The organism is Streptococcus sp. oral taxon 071 str. 73H25AP (genome assembly GCF_000146755.1).
Taxonomy (GTDB): Bacteria; Bacillota; Bacilli; order Lactobacillales; family Streptococcaceae; genus Streptococcus; species Streptococcus oralis_T.
The window spans coordinates 831,402-853,166 of the sequence record NZ_GL397254.1; the positions used below are offsets into that span (position 1 = coordinate 831,402).

The 21,765-nt window shown below is 40.4% G+C and carries 23 protein-coding genes, 1 tRNA gene, 1 pseudogene and 1 riboswitch; of the genes and pseudogenes, 4 read left to right on the top strand and 21 right to left on the bottom strand.

Features of this window, described 5'->3' with window-relative positions:
- Positions 1 to 23: 23 nt before the first annotated feature.
- From gtfA to HMPREF9189_RS06415, 17 genes and pseudogenes are all read right to left on the bottom strand, one after another.
- Positions 24 to 1,258 (bottom strand): annotated as a pseudogene (gene gtfA / locus HMPREF9189_RS06335) (sucrose phosphorylase).
- Positions 1,259 to 1,266: 8 nt separating this feature from the next.
- Positions 1,267 to 1,587 carry a PTS lactose/cellobiose transporter subunit IIA gene (locus HMPREF9189_RS06340; protein WP_000343791.1) on the bottom strand — a complete coding sequence of 107 codons (321 nt, stop codon included), beginning with the start codon at positions 1,585 to 1,587 and terminating at the stop codon, positions 1,267 to 1,269.
- A gap of 13 nt (positions 1,588 to 1,600) precedes the next feature.
- Complete coding sequence (locus tag HMPREF9189_RS06345) at positions 1,601 to 2,914, bottom strand: PTS sugar transporter subunit IIC (protein WP_000653348.1); 1,314 nt, start codon at positions 2,912 to 2,914, stop codon at positions 1,601 to 1,603.
- A gap of 10 nt (positions 2,915 to 2,924) precedes the next feature.
- Entirely contained in the window at positions 2,925 to 3,227 is a 303-nt protein-coding gene (locus HMPREF9189_RS12285) for a PTS sugar transporter subunit IIB (protein WP_001020606.1), read from the bottom strand.
- Between the two features lie 12 nt (positions 3,228 to 3,239).
- Positions 3,240 to 4,670 (bottom strand): 6-phospho-beta-glucosidase, encoded by a 1,431-nt coding sequence (locus HMPREF9189_RS06355; protein ID WP_001062960.1) that lies wholly within the window; start codon positions 4,668 to 4,670, stop codon positions 3,240 to 3,242.
- Between the two features lie 148 nt (positions 4,671 to 4,818).
- Positions 4,819 to 5,571 (bottom strand): MurR/RpiR family transcriptional regulator, encoded by a 753-nt coding sequence (locus tag HMPREF9189_RS06360; RefSeq protein ID WP_009730126.1) that lies wholly within the window; start codon positions 5,569 to 5,571, stop codon positions 4,819 to 4,821.
- Positions 5,572 to 5,579: 8 nt separating this feature from the next.
- Positions 5,580 to 6,302 carry a MurR/RpiR family transcriptional regulator gene (locus HMPREF9189_RS06365; protein WP_000493320.1) on the bottom strand — a complete coding sequence of 241 codons (723 nt, stop codon included), beginning with the start codon at positions 6,300 to 6,302 and terminating at the stop codon, positions 5,580 to 5,582.
- Between the two features lie 529 nt (positions 6,303 to 6,831).
- The gene (gene rlmD, locus HMPREF9189_RS06370) at positions 6,832 to 8,187 is read right to left on the bottom strand and encodes a 23S rRNA (uracil(1939)-C(5))-methyltransferase RlmD (RefSeq protein ID WP_000914545.1); all 1,356 of its coding nucleotides are present in this window, start codon (positions 8,185 to 8,187) and stop codon (positions 6,832 to 6,834) included.
- Between the two features lie 74 nt (positions 8,188 to 8,261).
- Positions 8,262 to 9,236 (bottom strand): DUF1002 domain-containing protein, encoded by a 975-nt coding sequence (locus HMPREF9189_RS06375; protein ID WP_001227384.1) that lies wholly within the window; start codon positions 9,234 to 9,236, stop codon positions 8,262 to 8,264.
- Between the two features lie 86 nt (positions 9,237 to 9,322).
- Positions 9,323 to 9,925 carry a lysozyme family protein gene (locus HMPREF9189_RS06380; protein ID WP_004240129.1) on the bottom strand — a complete coding sequence of 201 codons (603 nt, stop codon included), beginning with the start codon at positions 9,923 to 9,925 and terminating at the stop codon, positions 9,323 to 9,325.
- The gene (locus tag HMPREF9189_RS06385; RefSeq protein ID WP_000356116.1) at positions 9,925 to 10,899 is read right to left on the bottom strand and encodes a nucleoid-associated protein; all 975 of its coding nucleotides are present in this window, start codon (positions 10,897 to 10,899) and stop codon (positions 9,925 to 9,927) included. Before HMPREF9189_RS06385 ends, HMPREF9189_RS06380 begins: the two co-directional genes overlap by 1 nt.
- A 7-nt stretch (positions 10,900 to 10,906) precedes the next feature.
- Positions 10,907 to 12,163 carry a serine hydroxymethyltransferase gene (glyA, locus tag HMPREF9189_RS06390; protein WP_000575503.1) on the bottom strand — a complete coding sequence of 419 codons (1,257 nt, stop codon included), beginning with the start codon at positions 12,161 to 12,163 and terminating at the stop codon, positions 10,907 to 10,909.
- 59 nt (positions 12,164 to 12,222) lie between these two features.
- Entirely contained in the window at positions 12,223 to 12,654 is a 432-nt protein-coding gene (locus HMPREF9189_RS06395) for a GNAT family N-acetyltransferase (RefSeq protein WP_000942953.1), read from the bottom strand.
- 1 nt (position 12,655) lies between these two features.
- A complete protein-coding gene (locus HMPREF9189_RS06400) occupies positions 12,656 to 13,258 on the bottom strand; it encodes an L-threonylcarbamoyladenylate synthase (RefSeq protein ID WP_000969289.1) in 603 nt (200 codons plus the stop codon).
- Entirely contained in the window at positions 13,242 to 14,078 is an 837-nt protein-coding gene (prmC, locus tag HMPREF9189_RS06405; RefSeq protein WP_000761862.1) for a peptide chain release factor N(5)-glutamine methyltransferase, read from the bottom strand. Before prmC ends, HMPREF9189_RS06400 begins: the two co-directional genes overlap by 17 nt.
- A complete protein-coding gene (prfA, locus tag HMPREF9189_RS06410; RefSeq protein WP_001028814.1) occupies positions 14,078 to 15,157 on the bottom strand; it encodes a peptide chain release factor 1 in 1,080 nt (359 codons plus the stop codon). Before prfA ends, prmC begins: the two co-directional genes overlap by 1 nt.
- Positions 15,154 to 15,744: a thymidine kinase gene (locus HMPREF9189_RS06415; RefSeq protein ID WP_000068125.1), complete on the bottom strand. Its 591-nt coding sequence runs from the start codon at positions 15,742 to 15,744 to the stop codon at positions 15,154 to 15,156. The genes prfA and HMPREF9189_RS06415 overlap by 4 nt, the downstream gene beginning before the upstream one ends.
- A 122-nt stretch (positions 15,745 to 15,866) precedes the next feature.
- Here HMPREF9189_RS06415 and HMPREF9189_RS06420 point away from each other — a divergent pair, with 122 nt between their 5' ends.
- Together HMPREF9189_RS06420 and mnmE are read left to right on the top strand one after the other, a co-directional pair.
- Complete coding sequence (locus tag HMPREF9189_RS06420) at positions 15,867 to 16,049, top strand: 4-oxalocrotonate tautomerase (protein ID WP_001117401.1); 183 nt, start codon at positions 15,867 to 15,869, stop codon at positions 16,047 to 16,049.
- Between the two features lie 134 nt (positions 16,050 to 16,183).
- Complete coding sequence (gene mnmE / locus HMPREF9189_RS06425) at positions 16,184 to 17,557, top strand: tRNA uridine-5-carboxymethylaminomethyl(34) synthesis GTPase MnmE (protein WP_000632731.1); 1,374 nt, start codon at positions 16,184 to 16,186, stop codon at positions 17,555 to 17,557.
- 46 nt (positions 17,558 to 17,603) lie between these two features.
- Here the strand turns inward: mnmE and dapA are convergent, their stop codons facing one another.
- The 4 genes from dapA to HMPREF9189_RS06445 form a co-directional block, all read right to left on the bottom strand.
- Positions 17,604 to 18,539, bottom strand: coding sequence for a 4-hydroxy-tetrahydrodipicolinate synthase (gene dapA, locus HMPREF9189_RS06430; RefSeq protein ID WP_000121633.1), 936 nt, complete (start codon positions 18,537 to 18,539; stop codon positions 17,604 to 17,606).
- A gap of 54 nt (positions 18,540 to 18,593) precedes the next feature.
- Positions 18,594 to 19,670 carry an aspartate-semialdehyde dehydrogenase gene (locus HMPREF9189_RS06435; protein WP_000542490.1) on the bottom strand — a complete coding sequence of 359 codons (1,077 nt, stop codon included), beginning with the start codon at positions 19,668 to 19,670 and terminating at the stop codon, positions 18,594 to 18,596.
- A 357-nt stretch (positions 19,671 to 20,027) separates the two neighbouring features.
- Positions 20,028 to 20,100 (bottom strand) — tRNA-Thr (locus HMPREF9189_RS06440).
- A 105-nt stretch (positions 20,101 to 20,205) separates the two neighbouring features.
- Positions 20,206 to 20,715: a QueT transporter family protein gene (locus HMPREF9189_RS06445; protein ID WP_000793849.1), complete on the bottom strand. Its 510-nt coding sequence runs from the start codon at positions 20,713 to 20,715 to the stop codon at positions 20,206 to 20,208.
- Positions 20,713 to 20,809, bottom strand: a riboswitch (PreQ1 riboswitch). Its footprint overlaps the gene before it by 3 nt.
- Positions 20,810 to 20,837: 28 nt before the next feature.
- Between HMPREF9189_RS06445 and HMPREF9189_RS06450 the strand changes: the two genes are divergently transcribed.
- Together HMPREF9189_RS06450 and mscL are read left to right on the top strand one after the other, a co-directional pair.
- A complete protein-coding gene (locus tag HMPREF9189_RS06450; protein WP_009730113.1) occupies positions 20,838 to 21,290 on the top strand; it encodes a GtrA family protein in 453 nt (150 codons plus the stop codon).
- 63 nt (positions 21,291 to 21,353) lie between these two features.
- Entirely contained in the window at positions 21,354 to 21,734 is a 381-nt protein-coding gene (gene mscL / locus HMPREF9189_RS06455; RefSeq protein ID WP_000910208.1) for a large conductance mechanosensitive channel protein MscL, read from the top strand.
- The last annotated feature ends 31 nt before the right edge of the window (positions 21,735 to 21,765 follow it).

Here is a 21,765-nt window from a genome sequence, read left to right on the forward strand (position 1 = left end):
ATCGATGTTCATTCACTATCTATTTACTCTGTAATTTCAAATGATTTATCTTTCAGATTAGCTCTTAATTCTGCCACTGTATTGGCATCGGTATTGGTCCAGCTGATGCGAATAGTATTAGCGTCTTCCATGTCAACAGCAAACTCTCCATCAAATGCTGCGCTGGTATTACGGAATTTGAGCAGATCGAACAAGGACTGCACAACTGGGCGTTGAACTTCTCGCTCAATTTCTTCCAAATCATAATAGTGACGGTTGATGTTGCGGCCTTCTTTGGTTGATTCGAGCAATTCGATATCATTTTCTCCTGACAACAAGCCAACGTAGTAAATCTGCGGAATACCTGGTGCAAAACATTGAAGCACACATGCCAAGAGATAGGCTTGGTCATCATTTCCTAAAGTTGAATAGTAGGTACAATTTATCTTGTAAATATCCAAATTGTTGTAGGCCTCTGAGCTGTAAATCTTTTTGACATTTGCTCCTTGGGTATAGAAGGCTTCTCTTGTCGCCTCTGTTTCAACATCTGTTAGCAAGTCCTTGACATCGACCACTCCGATACTATCGTGCGTGTCCAAGGTTGTAAATTGCTTGCGAGGGCAGATTTCCATCCAGTGAACAAGACGGTTGACATTACCTGAATAAAGAGCATGAAGAACCAGCATCGGAAGGGCAAAGTCATAGACATAGTAGTCTTGCTCAGCGATTTTTTGCTGAATGGTGTAATGTTCATGAATTTCTGGAAGAATTTTCACTCCTTTTGGTGCCAATAGCTGACGCGGAAAATGAAGCATTTCCCAAATATCTGGCTCAACAAAGAAACAGTTGGTGCCGATTTTCTTATTGGCGTAGGCAAAGGCGTCCAAGCGAATAATGGAAGCTCCGTGGTCCGCCAGCTGTTCCAGATTTTCCTGAATAAAGCGACGAGTTGTTTCTGTTGTCACATCGAGGTCGATCTGTTGCTCATCAAAGGTACACCAAACTTTTTCCTCACTACCATCAGCAAACTTGGCAATGCGATAGGGAGCACGTGGCTTCCGTTTGTAAATCAGGTCTACATCTTCCTGAGTCTGCCCACTGTTTGGCCAAAAGTTTTTGTAGCGGATAAACAAATCCGCATAGGCAGACTCATCTTTCTTTTCTAGGAAATCAAGGAAAAAGGCGACTTGGCTGAGATTAAGACCTACTTCAAGTCTTTCAGTTTTTTTCCAAGACTGTCTGAATAGGTAATTAACATTGCTTGATTTTTTACTTTCATAACTTGCTCTATTTACCTTCCTCAAAGCGTTTATAGATTGCTATAAATTCCTCAGCAATCGTTCGAAAACCTTCTGCACTCATTAACTGATCCTCAGCGTGCATCAGAAGTAGACCTGTTTGGCTTAATTCTCCATTCATTTCTTTTGTCAAAAGTGAGTGGTGAGCATTGTGTCCCTGTACAAATGCTTCTTCGCCTTGTTTAATTCTATCTTTAGCCTGCTCGAATTCACCCTGCTTAGCCAATTGAATAGCATTGATGTACATAGATTTTGCTGTTCCTACATAGGTGATAATTTGAAAACACACTTCGAGTACTTTTTCGTCCATTTTAATACCTCTCTTACCAATCTTCGTCTTCTAAATCGCTTGTTTCTTGTATTACAGCTTGTAAAGCTTGTTTATCCATCTGTTTAATAAACGGATAATAAACAAAGAAAGACATAACCAAAATAAGTGTTTGCAACAAGGCTGTTTTCCAACCACCGATGATAAATCCTGAAATAATTGGAGGACAAGTCCACGGAACTTGAACGGCACCATACATAGGCGTCAGTCCAAAATAAATCGCTGAATACTGGATGATACAAGATAAAATAGGCGTTAATATAAAGGGAGTTGCTAAAACTGGATTCATTACAATCGGCAAACCAAAGAGCACCGGCTCATTGATATTAAAGATGGCTGGAACCATTTCAAGACGTCCAAGAATTTTTAGTTGTTTTGATTTTGCAAATGCAACCATGTAAACTACCAAACCAATCGTAATCCCGGCACCTGTAACATTGATAAATTGATCAAAAAATTGAATCGTCACAATATGACCACCATTGGCTAGATTTAATTCAAGGCCCTTATCCAAAATGGCTTGGTTTTCCAAAGCATTCGCCTGTAGCAAGCCACTCATGATGCCACCAACTACAGTTGAGCCGTGCACCCCAAACATCCATAAGAATGGTACAAGGAAACACATAAGCACCGCACCAAACAATGAGTCAGTCAAGCCTTGCATTGGTGTTTGAATAAGATTATAAATCACTTCAATCGTTGTGACCTTAAACAATTGTTCAACAAGTCCGACAAAGATCGTTGCCGCTGTGATGATAACAGTAGCAGGAATCAAGGCTGAAAATGCGTTGGCTACACCAGTTGGTACGCCATCTGGCATTTTGATTTTGATATTTTTCTTCAAAAACCAAGAATAGCTTGCTCCTACAATCAAACCAACGATAATGGCACCAATCATCCCTTTCCCGGAAGTCCAATCCTTCAGAATAATGTTACCAACTACATCCCCATTTTTAGAAATCAAACCGGAGGGCTGGATTAGCAAGAAAACTGCTAGGGCAATGACACCTGCCCCAAGCGGCTCCTGTTTTTCTAGCTTAGCATAGGTATACGCAATCCCAATGACTGTTACAATCGCACTGATATTAAAGGTTGCACCAATTGCTTGATTGAGAACAGGGGTAATACCACTAGTTTCTAACATCGTTGCTAGAGCTGGAACTGGAAGATTGGCCAAGATAAGAAAGATGGAGCCAACAATCAACAATGGCATAGAGAAAACAATACCATCTTTTATCGCTGTTACACCTTTGGTATTGACAAAGGCCATCATCCTATCAACAAACTTTTTAATCAGTTTATCCTTCATCATCTTCTCCTTATTTTTTCATCATGTAAGCTTGTTTAAGAACTGCCATACCGTTTGCAGTACCATAATCAGCCATTGCAATCACTTCTACAGGAACATTGTGAGAAGCACAAATTTCTTTTGCTTTTTCAAGTTGGAAACCAACCTGTGGGCCTAATAGAGCCACATCAATATCTCCAACTCTTTGTTCCAATTCACTGATGGAATAAGCTGCAATTGTTGCATCTTTCCCTTTTTTCTGAGCCGCTTCTTTCATACGCTCAACCAAAATACTTGTTGACATACCTGCTGCACAAAACAATCCAATATTCATTTTAATTACTCCTTATAATTCGTTTCCATTTGATGTAATCACATTTTGATACCATGTAAAGGAATCTTTCTTCATTCGTTGCAAAGTTCCTTCGCCATTATTATTCTTATCGACATAGATAAAGCCATAACGCTTCTCCATTTCACCTGTACCAGCACTAACAATATCGATACAGCCCCAAGGGGTATAACCAATGACATTTACGCCATCTTCTTCAATCGCTAACATCATTTGTTCAATGTGTTGTTTGAGGTAATCAATGCGGTAAGAATCATGGATTCCATCAGGCTCTACCTTATCATAAGCACCGAATCCATTTTCAACTATAAAAAGCGGACAGTGATAGCGATCGTATAAAAGATTTAAGCTATAGCGTAATCCCTCAGGGTCAATCTGCCAACCCCAATCGCTTGATTCAATATAGGGATTTTTCTTAGTATAAACATCTTTGAAAAGTTCTTCTGTTTCCTCAGATGCTGTAGCAGTCACTGTATCACTCATATAGTAACTCAAGCCAATATAATCTACACAACCTTCTTTTAGAGTTTCTAGATCTTCTGGTAAAATATCCAGTTTGATATTATTTTTTCGACAAAAGGCCTCGATATAGTAAGGACGCTCTCCAAAAACATGAAGATCTCCATAGTGAAATAAACGATGCTCCATTGCCTTCTGGCTAGCAAGTATATCTTTTGTATCACATGTATTCGGGTAAAATGGTACCATTGCCAGCATACAACCAATTTTGAAATTTTTATTGATTTTCCGACCCAATTGTACAACTTTTGCAGAAGCCACTGACTGATAATGGATAACCTGCTGTAGTACCTCAACTGGATTTTCATCTTCATGATAAATGACACCAGAATTAGTCCATGAGCACCAAGGAACATTAATTGCACCTTGATTATTGATCTCGTTAAAGGTCATCCAATACTTAACTTTGTCCTTATATCGTTCCATGACGACTTTCGCAAAACGAACAAAGAAATCAATCAACTTGCGATTACGCCAAGCACCATACTTAGTAACTAGATGATAGGGCATTTCAAAGTGACTGAGTGTGATGACCGGTTCAATTTGATGAGCTAGAAGCTGATCAAATAAATCATCATAAAATTTCAACCCTTCTTCGTTAGGTTCTTCTTCATCTCCATTTGGGAAGATACGAGTCCAGGCAATCGAAGTTCGAAAACACTTAAATCCCATCTCAGCGAATAATTGTATATCGTCCTTATAGGTTCTGTAAAAATCTATTGCATCATGATTCGGATAATATTCGTCAGGTAAGACGCCATCAGTAATCTGTCGAGAGTGGCTAGCACTTCCAACCGTCATCACATCGGCTATCGAAATTCCTTTTCCACCTTTATCATATCCTCCTTCAATTTGGTGAGCAGCAACTGCCCCACCCCATAAAAAGCCTTCTGGTATTTTTGCCATTTTACCAATCCTTTCTGTATTTTGTACTAGCACTATGAACAAGTCTATTTTATAACATACTGTACCTGCTGACAATAGATATTGAGATAGAAAATAAATGTATAGTCGAACAATATTTGTTACATAAAAAAAACAAGAGTTTTCACTCCTATTTTTTTAAATAAACTTGGTAACGTAAGGATTCTAAAAAATAGACAACTGGAATCTGAGTGGTCAAATTAGTGGAACGTAGCGAGGAATCTGCGTAGGCAACTGGCATAAAGTAGGATAAATTTATATCCGATAGCTGTGATAAAGTGGAAATATCTGTATTTGTCAGACTAACAATCTTAGCATTTCTTTCTTTGAATCCCTGTACTAGAGTTAGAACTTCTTCTGTCTCACCGCTGACACTTAGAGCAATAACCAAAACATCCTCCAAATTAGAATGATGCAATTTCAGAGAATAAAATGGGTTAGTAATAGCAAAGCTAAAAATACCGATTCCAGAAAAAAGATATGAGCCATATTCTGCCAAACTTAGACTAGTACCCACCCCTAAAAAGATAACTTGTTTGGCTTGAACGATCAAGTCTGCTATCTCTGATAGTTGTTTTTTTAAAGCTTCATCTTGAACACTAGTCTGTAAAAATTGTATTGCTGGAATATCAATAGGAAAGTAGTGACGATGTTTATTTTCCTTATCTTCCGACCTTGACAAGGCATATTTTAAATCATTGTAGCTATCAAATCCCATCTTTTTCGCAAAACGAATGATGGTTGTTGTCGATAGATTTATAGATGTCGATAGCTCTCTGATAGTCATCGTAGCAACTTTATCTCTATGTTGCAATATAAAATTATACACGCTTAATTCACTATTATTTAGCCCTTTTACTTTATGATAATCAAATAAATTCATAGACACCCTTATGCTTTTGTAGTATATAGTTGTTTCATTAACATTTCAATAATGAGAATAACAGGTACCTGCGTCGTAATATTAAACCCATTTAAAAATAATTGAGGAACATGATAGGTTATGGAGCAATCAGATAGCCTTGACAATGTTGATTCCAATGTATTTGTGATGGCAATAACTGGACAACCTTTTTCCTTTAATTTTTGTACAATTTTCAATGTTTGAGAAGTCTCACCAGATTCGGATAAGGCAATGACACAAGTTTTTTCCATACTGTTTTGTAGCACTGGTTGCCAAGGATCTTCAATACACATACTAAATTTGCCAATATTTGAAAAATAGCGCGCTCCATATCGACCTAAAGTTCCAGAGGAACCAATTCCGACAAAAACAATCTGTTCAACGTTCTTTAAGATTGCCACAGCCTCCATAATCAGCTGCAAAAAAGTATCTTGCTCAGTATAATCAATGAATAGCTTCAAAGAATGATTGTCTTGATTGTTTAAAATAATTTGCTCATTTTTTAAATATTCTTTATAAGCAATCTTAAAATGGCTATATCCATCAAATCCTAGATGCTTGCAAAATCGTTGTACGGTTCCAACTGATACATGTGCAAGTTGGGCCAATTCCTTGATTGTCATAGAGGATATATTTTCATTTTCTAAAATAGTTGTATAAATAGCGTTTTCTAAGTCGTTAAAACTTGCTACAACCTCATAACTAAACATATAATTCCTTTTTCTATCTCTATTGATTTGCTTACAATGTAACAAAAAACTAATAACCAAAGTGTTCTACACTAAAATAATGGAGAGCATAATGGCTATAAAACCAAGTCAGCATTAAAATCTATTAGAAAACCAGACGAATCAGATTTGTCTAACGAGACATGGTTAAGAGAAAATACTTTAAAACAGTATTGCCTTATGTCCTAGATTATATCATATTTTTGAGCATACTTTGAGTATTGTTAGTTTATTGACTTAAAAGAAACATAACAAGAGCTTATCTCTATTAAATTGTCTCAATTTCAATCGCCCATTCTGGAGATATGTAAGGTGGGAACGTTTCTATTCCCATAAACTCCTTGTCAATGGAAACAAACACGTACCTACAGGGTAAATGGAAATAGAAACTGATAATTTCTAGCTATCACTTCTATTCATTCCAAAAATTTTCTCACTATGATACTTCCCCACGCCAATACAAAAAGCCTTGAAACCAAGGCTTTTCATTATTGCGATTTATCAAAATGTTCTAGGCTTTTACCAGCAAAGCTACACACTCTACGTGGTGCGTTTGAGGAAACAGATCCACTGGCTGGACTTTCTTCAATTCATATCCTAACTCTTGATAGAGTTTGATATCACGCGCCATGGTTGCGACATTACAGGAAATATAGGCAATGCGGTCTGCTCCTGTTTGAGCACTTGCCTTGATAAAGCTCTCGGTCAAGCCCTTGCGTGGTGGGTCGACCAAGATAACGGTTGGTTGAATACCTTCCTTGAGCCAATTCTTCATGGCATTTTCAGCAGTATCACAGACATAGTGGGCATTTGTGATATTGTTTAATGCAGCGTTCTTCTGGCTATTCTCAACTGCTTCTGGAATCACTTCAACGCCGTAGACTTCTTTAACATGCTTTGCAACGGATAAACCAATGGTTCCAATACCCGAATAAGCATCGATAACCACGTCATCTTCTTTTAACTCTGCAAAGTCAATGGCTGTTTGATAGAGTTTCTCCGCCATTTCAGTATTGACTTGGTAAAAGGCCGGGCCAGCGATTTGGAAGTCATTTCCCAACATCTGGTCCGTAATATAGTCTTGACCATAAAGAGTCTTCCATTCCTTACCAAAAATCGCATTGGTATTCTGGTCGTTGATATTTTGCATGACAGACACAATCTCTGGGAACTGCTTGATGATTTGTTCAATCAATTGCTCTACTCGGAAAACTTTGGGGCGTGTAGTCACTAAAATAACCATGATTTGTCCTGAATAGTGACCACGACGCACAACGAGGTTTCGAATCAAGCCAGACTGTTCCTTTTCATCATAAGGTTTCAAATCATAACGACGGAGCAGATCTCGAAGAGCTACTATGACTTGGTCAATGACAGGATCCTGGATAAAGAAATCTTCGAGAGGCATGAGATCATGCGAATTCTTACGGAAAAAGCCAGTTTCCAAGACACCATTCACTCGACGAACGGGCACCTGTGCCTTGTTTCGATACTTGACTGGATGTTCCATACCAAGCGTTTCAGCAACCTCTACATCTATAATACCAGCAATCTTGTAGAGACTGTCTTTGACTTGCTTGGTTTTGAACTTAAGCTGCTCTGGATAGGCAAGATGCCCCAAATCAGCGATACCTGAGCGTAGATAAGCTAGGTCAAGGTCTTGGTTACGATGTGGAGAGTAAGTAAGGTATTCTTCAACCTTCCCAAAGCCAATCTTTTTATTGACCTTAAGGACACGCATGAGAATATTCTCAGTTGGTAGAGCATTTTCTACAAAGAAAACCAAACCTTCTATCTTGGCGACTCCAGCCCCTTCATGGGTCAAATCAACAATTTCAACTTCTACAATATCATTTTTCTTTAGCATATTCTTCACTTTCTTTCAGCCGACAAAAAAAGACGGCAACATTTCTGTTACCATCTATTATATCATGAAATGACCTAAGCACCAAAACTCTTGAAGAAGTTGACAATGGCTTGCCAAAGGGAGCTAAAGAAGTTGCCCCCGTCTTCTAGCGCTTTATTGGCATCAAAGTTGAGGTTGATATTTTTAAAGCTATCTCCAGCTTGAGAGACAATGCTTTCCTTGAGGTCATTTAGGGTTTTAGTGAAATCAGCATTGTTCAAAATGTCACTCTTTGAGAGATTGAGGGCAAAATTGATGATGATATTGACCTGGTTTCCTGTTATAACCTGATCGAGTTTGTAGTTTTTTAGCGTGTCTTCAACGATTTTGCGGACATCTTCCTCTGTCAGATTACCTTTGGCTTCTTTTGCCTTTGCGATTCCTGCCTTGATATCTGCCAAGGCGACATTGAGTTTATTGGCATCGTAACCTGACTTGTCCTTGTTTTCAGCATTGATATCTGATAAGGCTTTTAGCTCCTCTTGGGCCAAGTCTTTATTGGCTTGCGGTACTTTAGCACCATTGGCCTCTAACGAGTAGTAAATCCCTGCTAGGGCGCTCTCTCCTGTAACTGGAATGGGTGCTGCAACTGTGATTTTGGCATGCTCCACTCCCAGCGTCACTGCTGCGTTACGGTACATATCCTGCGTCACCTTGGTGATATTTTCAGGCGTTTCAATCTTTACCTCTAAAGGTGACTTGTCACCTAGCTTTTGAATCTTAGCTGATGAATAGAGCTGTAGACTAGCGTCATTAGCCACATTCATAATTTTCGAATAGATATCAGGTGTCATAGTTTTGATATCTTTGGTGTCTTTTGATGCGTCATAGCCAAGTTTGCTAAGAGTTTGATTTTTCTGGTCTTCAGATAGAGAAGAACCTAGGACATATTCGGGTTGTACATAGGTTTCATCGATTACTTTTTGAACATCGGTTGCTGCGTGAACGCTCGTCATAGCTGTTGCGGCCCACAATACTACAGCACTTGTTAGAAAGAATTTCTTTCTCATGGGATATTCCCTCCTTTACCTTTCTAGGGTAATAAAACAATCTTAAAGAAAGCTTATAGTGAAAAACACCTGGTCAAACCAGATGTTTAGAAGAAATTAAAGAATTTCATGATATAGAGATTAAAGCGAACCTGTCTCGAGTAGTAATAATTTCCACCGTTTTCATAGAGTTCAGCTCCGTGAAAGATAGAAATAGGGTTGATATAGGTATAGGTCTTCCCTGTAGTATTACCAAGGATTGGAGCGACCGTTTCTCGGGAGTAACGCTTGGCTAGTGCCAGAGTATTTTCCTTGCCATTCTGAGCGATAAAGTCGATATAGGCAGGTCCAAAATTATAGGCTTGAACGGCGGTCCAGACATCTACTCCTTTGCTCTGTGCCAAATAGAGATTATCTGTTAAAGTCTGTACCCCTTGGCGAATACTAGAGGCATCGTCTTTGATGGTATTGGTAGCGCCACTAGCAGACTCACTAGACTGCATAACATCCCGCTCTTTTCCCTTCGTTTCGGTATAAATCATAGCGAGCACCAACTCTTCATTGGCTGGAGTATCTCTTTCGCTCAAGATTTCTCGAACCATGGGTTGGTAGGTCATGACTTGTTTAACATCCTGATGGATATGATAAGCTTTATATCCTGCGAAAAGGAAGACTGCTAGCACAAGCACTCTTCTTATAAATTTAAACATTATTTACTTTGAATATCCTCGATATTTTTGATTAAGATAGAATAGGTTCCATTGTCATTTTGGATAAACTCAACAGACTCTGCGTCTTGGTAAACATTATTTGGAACGATGAGTTCAATTCCATTTGACAAGGAAAGTTTTTGGTTTTCAAATTTCTTGAGCTGACGACTAGCATCAATTTCATCAAACTGGACTGGTTCTGGTACGGCTTCCTTGACTTGGTCAATAAAGCTTAGACGAGCTGTCAGGTTGTTATCAAAAAGGTCGTTGGCTAATTTTTCAGGTGACAATTCATTGCTTTCTTCAAGATTGTTGAAAATCGCTGATTTGACCTTGGATTGAAATTGAAAATCATCTGTGTTAAAGGACTCTGCAATTCTCTGGGCCGTTTTTTCCAGTTCCTTGATGGATTTCTTTGGTGAAATCTTGGGAACAACAGCTAGGAGATTTTCTGAAAAGTAGTTCAAAAAAGTCCCATTATACTTGATGCGTTTTTCGATGAGATGGTACTTGCGACTTTGAAGATTGACGACCAAAGCCTCATCAGCTCCCGTTCCAAATCCCGGCAAGTTATTCTGAGTTAGCTTGATTGGATTATCAACTTCTCCACCGAGGTGGGTCAAGGTTTCCCGCAGGGCAATTCGTAAGAAAGCGAAATGCTCTACACCTTCTTTAGAAAACTGAACAAAAACCAAGTCATTGGTCTTGAGGTTTTCAGAAATACTGAATTCCTCTTTCCAAAGATTAGCCAGTGTTACTGATGTCTCCAACAAATCGTCTGTGATGTGATTGAAGAAGGGATTTTCTTCTTCGAAAATCCCAGTCTTGGCTTCATCTGAATACACGCGTTCGATTTTTTTACGTAGGTATTCCTCGATTTTTGGAGTGATATTGAGAAACTTATCCGCTAGGAACAGCTCGGTATCATCTGGGCTGAACTGATGGATAATAGCTTTCTTAATATAAATGTCCATAAAAGTATTAGTCCTCGTATAGTGGGATGGCATCTGTCAACGCTTTGACTTCACTTCTCACTTCTTCTAAGACAGCCTCATTTTCTGCATTTTTAAGGGTTTTAATGATGAGTTCAGCCACTTTACGGCTTTCTTCTTCACCAAATCCACGTGCAGTGATGGCTGCAGATCCGATACGAATCCCACTTGTCTTAAATGGTGACAAGGTTTCGTATGGGATAGAGTTTTTATTTAGGGTAATGTTAACTTCATCTAGCAAGTTTTGAGCCACTTTTCCGTTTTCAACAACCTTAGTAACATCCACTAAGAATAGGTGGTTTTCAGTACCACCAGAAATGATACGGAAATCAGGATCCTGCAAGAAGACTTCAACCATAGCCTTGCTGTTTTTGATGACATTGACAGCATACTCCTTGAAGGCTGGATCCAAAACTTCTTTGAATGAGACAGCCTTAGCCGCCACAACATGCTCCAAAGGACCACCCTGAATACCAGGGAAAATAGCTGAGTTGATTTTCTTAGCTAGGTCCTCATCATTTGTCAAAATCAAACCACCACGCGGTCCACGAAGAGTTTTGTGGGTCGTTGTTGTAGTGATATGAGCGTATGGTACTGGGCTTGGATGAAGTCCAGCTGCAACCAAACCAGCGATATGAGCCATATCGACCATGAGCTTAGCACCAACGGCATCTGCGATTTCACGGAATTTTGAAAAGTCGATAATTTGAGAATAGGCTGAAGCACCCGCTACAATTAGTTTTGGTTTTACTTCTTGCGCTTGTTTCAAGATAGCATCAAAGTCCAAGAGTTCCGTTTCAGGATCAACACTGTAAGAAACAAAGTTGTAGGTTTGACCAGAGAAGCTAACTGGAGCTCCGTGGGTCAAGTGTCCACCTGCTGCCAAATCCATCCCCATAACGGTATCACCAGGCTCAATCAAAGCCATATATGCTGCACAGTTGGCTTGGCTTCCTGAGTGAGGTTGGACATTGGCGAATTTAGCACCGAAAATTTCTTTTGCACGTTCAATAGCTAGAGTTTCTACCACGTCTACTACATCGGTTCCACCATAATAACGGCGTCCTGGGTAACCCTCGGCATATTTGTTTGTCAAGATAGACCCTTGAGCTGCCATAACAGCCTTGGAAACCACGTTTTCCGAAGCAATCAACTCGATGTTGTTTTGTTGGCGTTCTTCTTCTTTGGCAATAGCATTCCATAGATCAGCATCGTATGCTTTAAAATCGTCTTTGTCAAAAATCATAGGTCTTCTCCTTTATAGTGTGACTGGTCCTTTAGTTTGTTTTTCAATAAGATAATAAACTAAAAGATGCGAATAAACCGTTTCTGCATTTTATCACAAGTATAACCAACTTTTTCATAAAATGCATGAGCACCCAGACGATGATCGCCAGAATTTAAGCGGATAAACTCATAACCACGTCTTTTTGCTTCTTTATCCAACCCTTGCAGTAAGCTTTTACCGATACCTTGCCCTTGTGCTTGAGGCGAAACCGCTAAGCCTAAAATATTAAATCCTGCTTTGGAATAGAGGGATTCATAAACTTCAGCATGGACATATCCAAGTAGGACATGGCTGGCTTCATCCTCATAGCCAAGTAGGAAATGATGAGAATCCTGAGACAGTCTAGCTAGTTGACTAGCTGTGTCCTCTGGACTAAAAGAATAGCCCAAAGCCTCTTGGTTAATCTCACATATAGCATTCACATCTGTTTCTTGCAAATCTCTTAGCATCTCATTCCTCCTCAAAAGAAATCTCTGGCAACCGAGCAAGAATATCTTCTCGCTTAATCGCCCCCTGGCGTAAGATTTTCACCTTGTCTCCAGACAAATCCAAAATAGTCGAATCCTGTCCAGTTAGAAAAGCGTCGTCCTCCAGCCCCAAAACCTCTTGGTCAAAATCCTCTAGAATTTGAGCAAAGGTCACTCCACTCGCCTGACCCGAGATATTGGCAGACGGTCCAATCAAAGGACCTGTCTCTCGAATCAAATCAAGTGTAATGGGGTGACTCGGCATCCGAAATCCCACCGTTGAAAGACCAGAATTGACCCAATAGGGAACTCGGTCATTGGCTTCGAGGATAATGGTCAAGGGACCCGGTAAAAAGGCCTCTACAAGCTTTTGTAGATAAGTTGGCTGATTCTTTGAAAAGTGCAAGATGTCCTCTAGAGAAGCGACATTAAGATTGAGCGCCTTTTCTCTAGGACGACGTTTGAGTTTGTAAACATGGTCGACAGCTTTTTCATCTAAGGCCTTAGCAAAGAGACCGTAAACTGTCTCGGTTGGTAGAACAACAGCTCTGCCCTTTTCCAACTCTTGTCTAATCCTGTCCATCATCAACTACAACCATCCTATCTTGACCAAATTGGTCCTTGAGTGTTCGTACTCGTTTTTCAGGAAGATGTTTCCTAAAAAGCGCAGGAACACTTTGACCTTGCTTGTATCCAATTTCAAGGTAAATCTTACCACCATCTGTGAGATAGTCTTTTGCATCTTCCGCAATTCTACGGTAAATAGCTAGGCCATCCTCATCTGCAAAGAGAGCTAGATGAGGCTCCGAATGCAAAACATTCAAACCGACCTCTGACTCATCTTCACGAGAGATATAGGGTGGATTGGATACAATTATATCATATTTTTCAGAAATTTCTGCAAAACAATCCGATTTTTTAAAAAATATATTAAGATTTTGATTTCTAGCATTCTCTGATGCAAGCTCTAAGGCGGCTTGGGAAATATCTGCTGCTGTCACTGACCAATCTGGTCTGTTTTTTGCTAATCCAAGGGCTATGGCGCCACTTCCAGTCCCGATATCTAGGATCTTAAGATTTTCCTCAGGATTTTCTGTGAGGATGAGCTCCACCAACTCTTCTGTCTCTGGACGAGGAATCAAAACCCGCTCATCTACTTTTAACTGCATTCCAAAGAAATCTACGTGACCAATGATATACTGAGCTGGTTTGTGAACTGCTAACTGCTGGAAAATTTCTTCTACAAATTGTTTTTCTTCCTCTGTTACCTCTTGCTGGAGGGCAAAGACAAAGTCTGTAAAAGAGAGTTTTTTAAGGCTACGATAGACAAAAGAGAGGCTTTCTGCTTCCTCTCCTTGTCTTATCAACTCTTCTTCAAAATCTGAAAATAATTGAGCTAATTTCATTATTTGTTTAATTCTTCTAATTTTTGTGTTTGGTCATAGAGCACCAAGGCATCTACAACTTCATCCAATTTTCCAGACAAAATGGTATCTAGTTTTTGGAGGGTCAAGCCGATACGGTGGTCTGTGACACGGTTTTGAGGGAAATTATAAGTACGGATACGTTCTGAACGGTCACCAGTTCCGATAGTAGACTTACGCTCGGCGTCTTGTTCATCTTGAGCAATCTGAGCAAAATGGTCAGCAACACGCGCACGGATGATTTTCATAGCCTTCTCACGGTTCTTCTGCTGGGTACGTTCTTCCTGCATCTCAACCTTGATATTGGTTGGCAAGTGAACGATACGCACGGCAGTCGCAACCTTATTGACGTTCTGTCCACCAGCACCAGATGCGTGGTAAATGTCAACACGAAGGTCTTTTGGATCAATATCGTATTCTACTTCTTCCACTTCAGGCATGACAAGGACTGTGGCAGTTGAGGTATGAACACGGCCTTGGCTTTCTGTCACAGGGACACGTTGCACACGGTGGGCACCTGATTCGTACTTAAGCTTAGAATATACAGAATGACCCGAAACCATGGCAACCACTTCTTTGAAACCACCTACGCCGTTCATTGAGGCTTCCATAACTTCAAAGCGCCAGCCTTGAGCTTCAGCATACTTTTGATACATGGTTAGAAGGTCACCAGCAAAAAGTGCTGCTTCGTCACCGCCAGCCGCTCCACGAATTTCAAGGATGATGTTCTTGTCATCGTTTGGATCCTTTGGAAGGAGCAAAATTTTGAGTTTTTCTTCATACTCTTCTTTTTCAGCCTTGGCATCTTTGAGCTCTTGCTTGGCCATTTCTTCCAAGTCCGCATCTCCACCTGATTCCTTAATCATTTCTTCGGCATCGACGATGTTTTGAAGGACTTGTTTGTACTCACGGTAGGCAGTTACGGTGTCACGAGTAGAAGCCTCTTCTTTGGACAATTCCATGAAACGTTTGGTATCAGATACCACATCAGGGTCACTCAGCAATTCTCCTAATTCTTCATAACGGTCTTCTACAGCTTGTAGTTGATCATAGATGTTCATTTTTCTTCATTCTCCTTATTGATTTCAGGGGCAAAATAATGTTTACGGCAGACTGAGATATAGGTTTCATTACCACCAATTTGAATTTGTTCGCCATCATAAACGGGCAGTCCATCCTGAGTACGCAACACCATGGTCGCCTTTTTCTTACAGTACTGACAGATGGTCTTGATTTCGTCAATCTTATCTGCTAAAAGCAAGAGATATTTGGAACCTTCGAACAATTCATTGCGAAAGTCATTCTTCAAACCAAAAGCCATGACAGGTATGTCTAACTCATCAACAACACGAGCTAGGTCATAAACATGGTGACGCTTGAGAAACTGGGCCTCATCGACCAACACACAGTAAGGTTTTTCAGGTAAGTCTCGGATATAGCCGAAGATATCTGTCGTTTCCTCAATCGCAATGGCTGGGCGTTTCATGCCGATTCGACTCGACACATAGCCAACACCGTCACGCGTATCCAGAGCCGAAGTCATAATCACAACTCCCTTTCCTTGCTCCTCGTAGTTATAGGCCACCTTGAGAATCTCAATCGTCTTACCAGAGTTCATGGTCCCATAACGATAATACAACTGTGCCATGCTTCTATTTCACGTCCATTTCTAAATTTTTGCTACATTCTAGTATATCATAATTTTCTGAAGCTTTAAACGGCAAAATGTGGTAAAATAGAAGAAATCAAAAACTAGTGGAGGAAGCTATTATGCCATTTGTACGCATCGATTTATTTGAAGGTCGCACGCTCGAGCAAAAGAAAGCTCTTGCTAAGGAAGTAACGGAAGCTGTTGTCCGCAACACTGGAGCCCCTCAATCAGCCGTTCATGTCATCATCAACGACATGCCAGAAGGAACCTACTTCCCTCAAGGGGAAATGCGCACCAAATAATCCAGCTTAAGCAGAATTGCTTAGGCTTTTTCAATCTCCAAGTAGCATCCATTGAAGAAATAACCTAAATTTGTTACAATTTGAAGAGATGTTTGGATACATATCCTAAGAAAAGAATTACAAAAGGAAATAGTATGATTACACGTGAATTTGATACCATCGCTGCTATCTCTACTCCACTAGGTGAAGGAGCCATTGGTATTGTCCGCCTGAGCGGAACAGATAGTTTTGCCATTGCGCAAAAGATTTTTAAAGGAAAAGACTTGAGCAAGGTTGCAAGCCATACCCTCAACTACGGTCACATTATTGACCCGCAGACAGGGAAGGTCATGGACGAAGTTATGGTTGGAGCTATGAAGTCTCCAAAGACCTTCACTCGTGAGGATATTATCGAGATTAACACTCACGGTGGGATTGCGGTGACCAATGAGATTCTCCAACTAGCTATCCGTGAAGGAGCTCGATTGGCTGAACCGGGTGAATTTACCAAGCGTGCCTTTCTAAACGGTCGTGTGGACTTGACACAGGCTGAGGCGGTGATGGACATCATCCGTGCCAAGACTGACAAGGCCATGAATATCGCAGTCAAACAATTGGACGGTTCTCTTTCTGACCTCATTAATAATACTCGCCAAGAAATCCTCAATACGCTTGCCCAAGTAGAGGTCAATATTGACTATCCTGAGTATGATGATGTTGAAGAAGCCACTACTGCAGTCGTCCGCGAGAAGACTATGGAGTTTGAGCAACTGCTGACCAATCTCCTTAGAACAGCACAACGTGGCAAAATCCTTCGTGAGGGAATTTCAACTGCCATCATCGGACGCCCCAACGTTGGGAAATCGAGCCTCCTAAACAATCTCCTACGTGAAGACAAGGCTATCGTTACAGACATTGCTGGTACTACTCGAGATGTCATCGAAGAATACGTCAATATCAATGGTGTTCCTCTCAAATTGATTGATACAGCCGGTATCCGGGATACAGATGATATCGTGGAACAAATCGGTGTCGAGCGTTCGAGAAAAGCCCTCAAGGAAGCTGACTTGGTACTACTAGTGCTAAATGCTAGTGAGCCACTAACAGCACAAGACAGACAACTCTTAGAAATCAGTCAGGATACCAACCGCATTATTCTACTCAATAAAACTGACCTACCAGAAACAATTGAAACTTCGGAACTCCCTGAAGATGTTATCCGTATTTCAGTTCTTAAAAACCAAAATATCGATAAGATTGAAGAGAGAATCAACAACCTCTTCTTTGAAAATGCTGGTTTGGTCGAGCAAGATGCTACTTACTTGTCCAACGCCCGTCATATTTCTCTGATTGAGAAGGCAGTTGAAAGCCTACAAGCAGTTAATGAAGGTCTTGAACTAGGGATGCCAGTTGATTTGCTTCAAGTTGACTTGACCCGTACTTGGGAAATTCTCGGAGAAATCACTGGAGATGCTGCTCCAGATGAACTCATTACCCAACTCTTTAGTCAATTCTGTTTAGGAAAATAAGCAAAATCCATGATCGTTCTTGCGGTCATGGATTTTATTGTCTTTCTTAATAATCTGGTCTTAAGACACCTGTTACAGTTGCCTTTGTGGCCTCGTAGTCGCCATCTACGACAACCTTGATAATGCGTTTGGCACCTTCTTCTGGTGCTGGAACTAGAGGTAGACGAGTTGGTCCAGCTTCAAATCCCATGTAGTTCAGAACTGCCTTAACTGGAGCAGGGCTTGGATAAGAGAAGAGGGCGTTGACCTTAGGAATGAACTGACGCTGAATGGCTGCTGCTTTTTTCATATCACTCTCCGCAATGGCAGTCAACATCTCGTGCATTTCATCCCCATTTGTATGAGATGCAACAGAAATAACCCCGTCCGCACCAAGGTTCATGGCATGGAAAGCATCTCCATCCTCACCAGTATAGACCAAGAACTCTTCTGGTTTGTGCTCAATCAAGTAAGCCATATTAGCCAAGCTGGTACATTCTTTAACACCGATGATATTAGGATGGTCAGCTAAACGAAGCATGGTTTCTGGAGTCAATTCGACAACTACACGCCCTGGAATGTTATAAATGATAATCGGCAAATCCGAGGCATCTGCAATTGCCTTAAAGTGCTGATACATTCCTTCTTGAGAAGGTTTATTGTAGTATGGTACAATCGCAAGCCCAGCTGCGAAACCACCAAATTCTGCGACTTCTTTGACAAACTCGATCGAGTCACGTGTATCATTGGTACCAACACCCGCAATCAAAGGAACACGTCCGTTGACAACTTTTTGAACTGCCTCAAAGAGTTCCAACTCCTCATCGTGGGTCAAGGTTGGACTCTCAGCAGTCGTCCCTGCGAGAAGAATTCCATCCGTATGATGGGCCAATAAATGCTCAATCAAGGCTGGAATGGCATCAAAGTTGATAGAACCATCCTCGTGGAAAGGGGTAATGAAGGCCGTGATGATTTTACACTCTTTTAAATCTTGATAAGACATGAAAACACCTCTCTATTCAAAGAAGGAGTTCATCTGAACTCCTAAACGATATGACTATTTTAATTCAAATTTCAACTCAGCTGTTGGACGAACCAATCCACGTTCGTGAAGCGTTTCTGCAATCTGAACTGAGTTCCAAGCAGCACCTTTTAGAAGGTTGTCTGAAACAACCCACATGTGGATTCCTTTTTTTGCATCTAGGTCTTTACGGATACGACCAACAAAAGTATCACGCGAACCCACTGCATTGACGGCTTGAGGATAGATTTGGTGCGCTACGTCATCCTCAAGAACAGCACCTGGAAAGGCTGCGATGGCTGCTTTGACTTCTTCGATTGGTGCCACTTCTTTTGTTTCAATATAAACTGACTCAGAGTGAGCTGACAAGACTGGAATACGTACACAGGTTGCAGATACTGAGATGCTATCATCTTCCATGATTTTCTTCGTTTCCTTGGTCATCTTCATCTCTTCGTAAGTGTAATCATTGTCCGTGAAGACATCGATTTGCGGAAGAGCGTTAAAGGCGATAGGGTAGTGTTTCTTGTCACCACCTGAAGGCAAGATTTCCGCATGCAAATCACGTGGATTCACACCATCATTCAAGACTTCACGAAGTTCACGTTGTGTTTCAAGAATCGCACCCATACCAGCACCAGAGACTGCTTGGTAAGTTGAAACGATGATGCGGTCCAAGCCCCATTTTTGGCGGACCGGCTCAAGAGCCACCATCATTTGGATTGTTGAACAGTTAGGACAGGCAATGATGCCGTTGTGGGCATCAAGTGCGTGAGCATTGACTTCCGGGACAACCAAAGGAACATCTGGATTTTGACGGAAATAAGATGTATTATCCACCACTACCGCTCCAGCTTTAACGGCATATGGTGCATACTTAGCTGATGTCGAACCACCTGCTGAAAAGAGTGCAATATCAACTCCTTCAAAAGCTGTTTCAGTCGTTTCTTCAATCGTAATATCTTGGTCTTTAAATTTCAAAGTTTTGCCTGCTGAACGTGCAGAAGCAAGGTAACGAATTTTATCGATTGGAAGTGTTGATTCTTCCAACATTTTTATCATCTGAGCTCCGACAGCACCTGTCGCGCCGACTACAGCAACTGTATATCCCATAAATAACCTCTTTCGGAATTTTCTAAAAATTTCTATAATAGATGTATTATACTACTTTTTCCAGAAATTGAAAAGCACTTTTAGACTATATTTTCTGAAAACTAAAAATCCCTAGCCATTTGACCAGGGACTAAGAGGCATCTTCATGTGATGAGCAGGTTCACACAACTCATCAAGGTCCGCTCCTGCGTTATGACCTCCTTATGCTCAATAGTAGTCCGAAGACTACCTATCGACTCATCGCAACTACTATTCTACTAGATAGAGTCACTTTTGTCAACTGCCAAAACTCTTCGATTCATTTATACAAGTGTACAAGAAAAACCTTGGTTTCCCAAGGTTATTTCGTTTCTATCATGCTAATTGCCGGGATTGAACCGGCGACCTCATCCTTACCATGGATGCGCTCTGCCAACTGAGCTAAATCAGCTTACCTAAAAAGTATACTATAGTTCTATGCTCTTGTCAAGCGCTCTCTTTTAATTTTCTAGAATGAAAAAAGCTAGATCTAGCAAGAATCTAGCTTATAAACTTCTTATTTTGTAAGGTCGATTCGCTGTCCCAGTTTTCCGATTAGGATTGCACCAACGATAAGCGAAGCAAACTCTCCAATCCCTGTAGTAAACCAAGTAAAGAAGAATGGAGCTTCAGCAACGATATGAAGTTCTGCTGCAATGGTAATCATTGAAATAGAGAATAGGATTGAAAAGAAGAAATGATCTTTTCGAATCAAGCCATTAAACAAAAAGTCCTTTTTGTACTTGCTAAGGAGCCAGACACCTAAACTTAAAAAGACTAGGGTAGATCCCCCTCCAACAAAGACATCTATCAGACCAAAGCTAAAGAAATTTGCAATCATACAGCCAATCGTCACACCAATGATGTATTTAGGGTTGTAAAAGGCTAGAAAATTCATCATCTCAGAAATACGGAACTGGTAAGCACCGTAGCTAATAGCATTTAGTGGTGGAGTAATGGTCAAAACCACATAGATAGCAGCAACAATAGCAATATCTGCCATGTCACGAACAGTTAAATTTTTCATGTTTTCTCCTTTGGCGGTTTCCCGCGTAAAATATGCTTGGTGAAAGAAGCTAAGCACCAAGGGTTGATTGAATCAACCTTACCAGTATAGCACAATATATGACTTTATGCTATACTAAAACCATGAGAAAATTGATTCAAAATTTTTTTGACAATGAGATTCTAGCTTATCTCTTCTTTGGAGGAGCCACTACTTTAGTCTCAATCCTATCACGTTTAGCTATCTATCAAATAACTCATCAAGAGCTTCTAGCTACGGCTCTAGCTAATATTATCGGTATTCTTTTTGCCTTTATCACTAATGATACTTTTGTATTTAAACAAGAAAGAAAGAATTGGGCAATCCGTTTGGCTAAATTTTTCTTAGCTCGTCTCTCTACCCTTGGGCTGGACGTACTTTTAACTTATATCTTCGTTACATCTTATCCTAATATTATTGGTCAGTTTGTCGAACAGAATTTAGATAGGATTAATACTATTGAGACTATCTTGGCGCAGATATTAATCATTATCTTAAACTATATTATCAGCAAAATCTACATTTTTAAAAAGGGCTATTCATCTCTAAAACATTAATCTCGCAATTCGTTCGGTTTTAGGATATAATAAGAATGAAATTTTGGAAAGGAATTTATGAAAATGTTAAAAGATCTTAAAGAATTTTTGCTTCGTGGCAATGTCGTTGATCTCGCTGTCGGTGTGATCATCGCCTCTGCTTTTGGTGCTATTGTTACTTCACTTGTAAATGACATCATCACTCCACTTATCTTGAACCCAGCTTTGAAAGCGGCGAACGTTGAACGCATCGCTGAACTTTCATGGAATGGCGTTGGTTACGGTAGCTTCTTGAGTGCTGTTATCAACTTCTTAGTGATTGGTACTGTTCTTTTCTTCGTTATCAAGGCTTTTGAAAAAGCTCAAAACCTTACTAAGAAAGAAGAGCCAGCTGAGGATACACCTGCTGCTCCAACCGAACTTGAAGTTCTTCAAGAAATCAAAGCTCTTCTTGAGAAAAAATAAGACAATTAAAGGATCTAGCTTCATGCTAAAT

What these genes read in the sequence shown, in the direction of transcription:
- HMPREF9189_RS06340 (WP_000343791.1), bottom strand. Translation starts at nt 1,587, where the DNA reads ATGGACGAAAAAGTACTCGAAGTGTGTTTTCAAATTATCACCTATGTA.
- HMPREF9189_RS06345 (WP_000653348.1), bottom strand. Translation starts at nt 2,914, where the DNA reads ATGAAGGATAAACTGATTAAAAAGTTTGTTGATAGGATGATGGCCTTT.
- HMPREF9189_RS12285 (WP_001020606.1), bottom strand. Translation starts at nt 3,227, where the DNA reads ATGAATATTGGATTGTTTTGTGCAGCAGGTATGTCAACAAGTATTTTG.
- HMPREF9189_RS06355 (WP_001062960.1), bottom strand. Translation starts at nt 4,670, where the DNA reads ATGGCAAAAATACCAGAAGGCTTTTTATGGGGTGGGGCAGTTGCTGCT.
- HMPREF9189_RS06360 (WP_009730126.1), bottom strand. Translation starts at nt 5,571, where the DNA reads ATGAATTTATTTGATTATCATAAAGTAAAAGGGCTAAATAATAGTGAA.
- HMPREF9189_RS06365 (WP_000493320.1), bottom strand. Translation starts at nt 6,302, where the DNA reads ATGTTTAGTTATGAGGTTGTAGCAAGTTTTAACGACTTAGAAAACGCT.
- rlmD (WP_000914545.1), bottom strand. Translation starts at nt 8,187, where the DNA reads ATGCTAAAGAAAAATGATATTGTAGAAGTTGAAATTGTTGATTTGACC.
- HMPREF9189_RS06375 (WP_001227384.1), bottom strand. Translation starts at nt 9,236, where the DNA reads ATGAGAAAGAAATTCTTTCTAACAAGTGCTGTAGTATTGTGGGCCGCA.
- HMPREF9189_RS06380 (WP_004240129.1), bottom strand. Translation starts at nt 9,925, where the DNA reads ATGTTTAAATTTATAAGAAGAGTGCTTGTGCTAGCAGTCTTCCTTTTC.
- HMPREF9189_RS06385 (WP_000356116.1), bottom strand. Translation starts at nt 10,899, where the DNA reads ATGGACATTTATATTAAGAAAGCTATTATCCATCAGTTCAGCCCAGAT.
- glyA (WP_000575503.1), bottom strand. Translation starts at nt 12,163, where the DNA reads ATGATTTTTGACAAAGACGATTTTAAAGCATACGATGCTGATCTATGG.
- HMPREF9189_RS06395 (WP_000942953.1), bottom strand. Translation starts at nt 12,654, where the DNA reads ATGCTAAGAGATTTGCAAGAAACAGATGTGAATGCTATATGTGAGATT.
- HMPREF9189_RS06400 (WP_000969289.1), bottom strand. Translation starts at nt 13,258, where the DNA reads ATGATGGACAGGATTAGACAAGAGTTGGAAAAGGGCAGAGCTGTTGTT.
- prmC (WP_000761862.1), bottom strand. Translation starts at nt 14,078, where the DNA reads ATGAAATTAGCTCAATTATTTTCAGATTTTGAAGAAGAGTTGATAAGA.
- prfA (WP_001028814.1), bottom strand. Translation starts at nt 15,157, where the DNA reads ATGAACATCTATGATCAACTACAAGCTGTAGAAGACCGTTATGAAGAA.
- HMPREF9189_RS06415 (WP_000068125.1), bottom strand. Translation starts at nt 15,744, where the DNA reads ATGGCACAGTTGTATTATCGTTATGGGACCATGAACTCTGGTAAGACG.
- HMPREF9189_RS06420 (WP_001117401.1), top strand. Translation starts at nt 15,867, where the DNA reads ATGCCATTTGTACGCATCGATTTATTTGAAGGTCGCACGCTCGAGCAA.
- mnmE (WP_000632731.1), top strand. Translation starts at nt 16,184, where the DNA reads ATGATTACACGTGAATTTGATACCATCGCTGCTATCTCTACTCCACTA.
- dapA (WP_000121633.1), bottom strand. Translation starts at nt 18,539, where the DNA reads ATGTCTTATCAAGATTTAAAAGAGTGTAAAATCATCACGGCCTTCATT.
- HMPREF9189_RS06435 (WP_000542490.1), bottom strand. Translation starts at nt 19,670, where the DNA reads ATGGGATATACAGTTGCTGTAGTCGGCGCGACAGGTGCTGTCGGAGCT.
- HMPREF9189_RS06445 (WP_000793849.1), bottom strand. Translation starts at nt 20,715, where the DNA reads ATGAAAAATTTAACTGTTCGTGACATGGCAGATATTGCTATTGTTGCT.
- HMPREF9189_RS06450 (WP_009730113.1), top strand. Translation starts at nt 20,838, where the DNA reads ATGAGAAAATTGATTCAAAATTTTTTTGACAATGAGATTCTAGCTTAT.
- mscL (WP_000910208.1), top strand. Translation starts at nt 21,354, where the DNA reads ATGTTAAAAGATCTTAAAGAATTTTTGCTTCGTGGCAATGTCGTTGAT.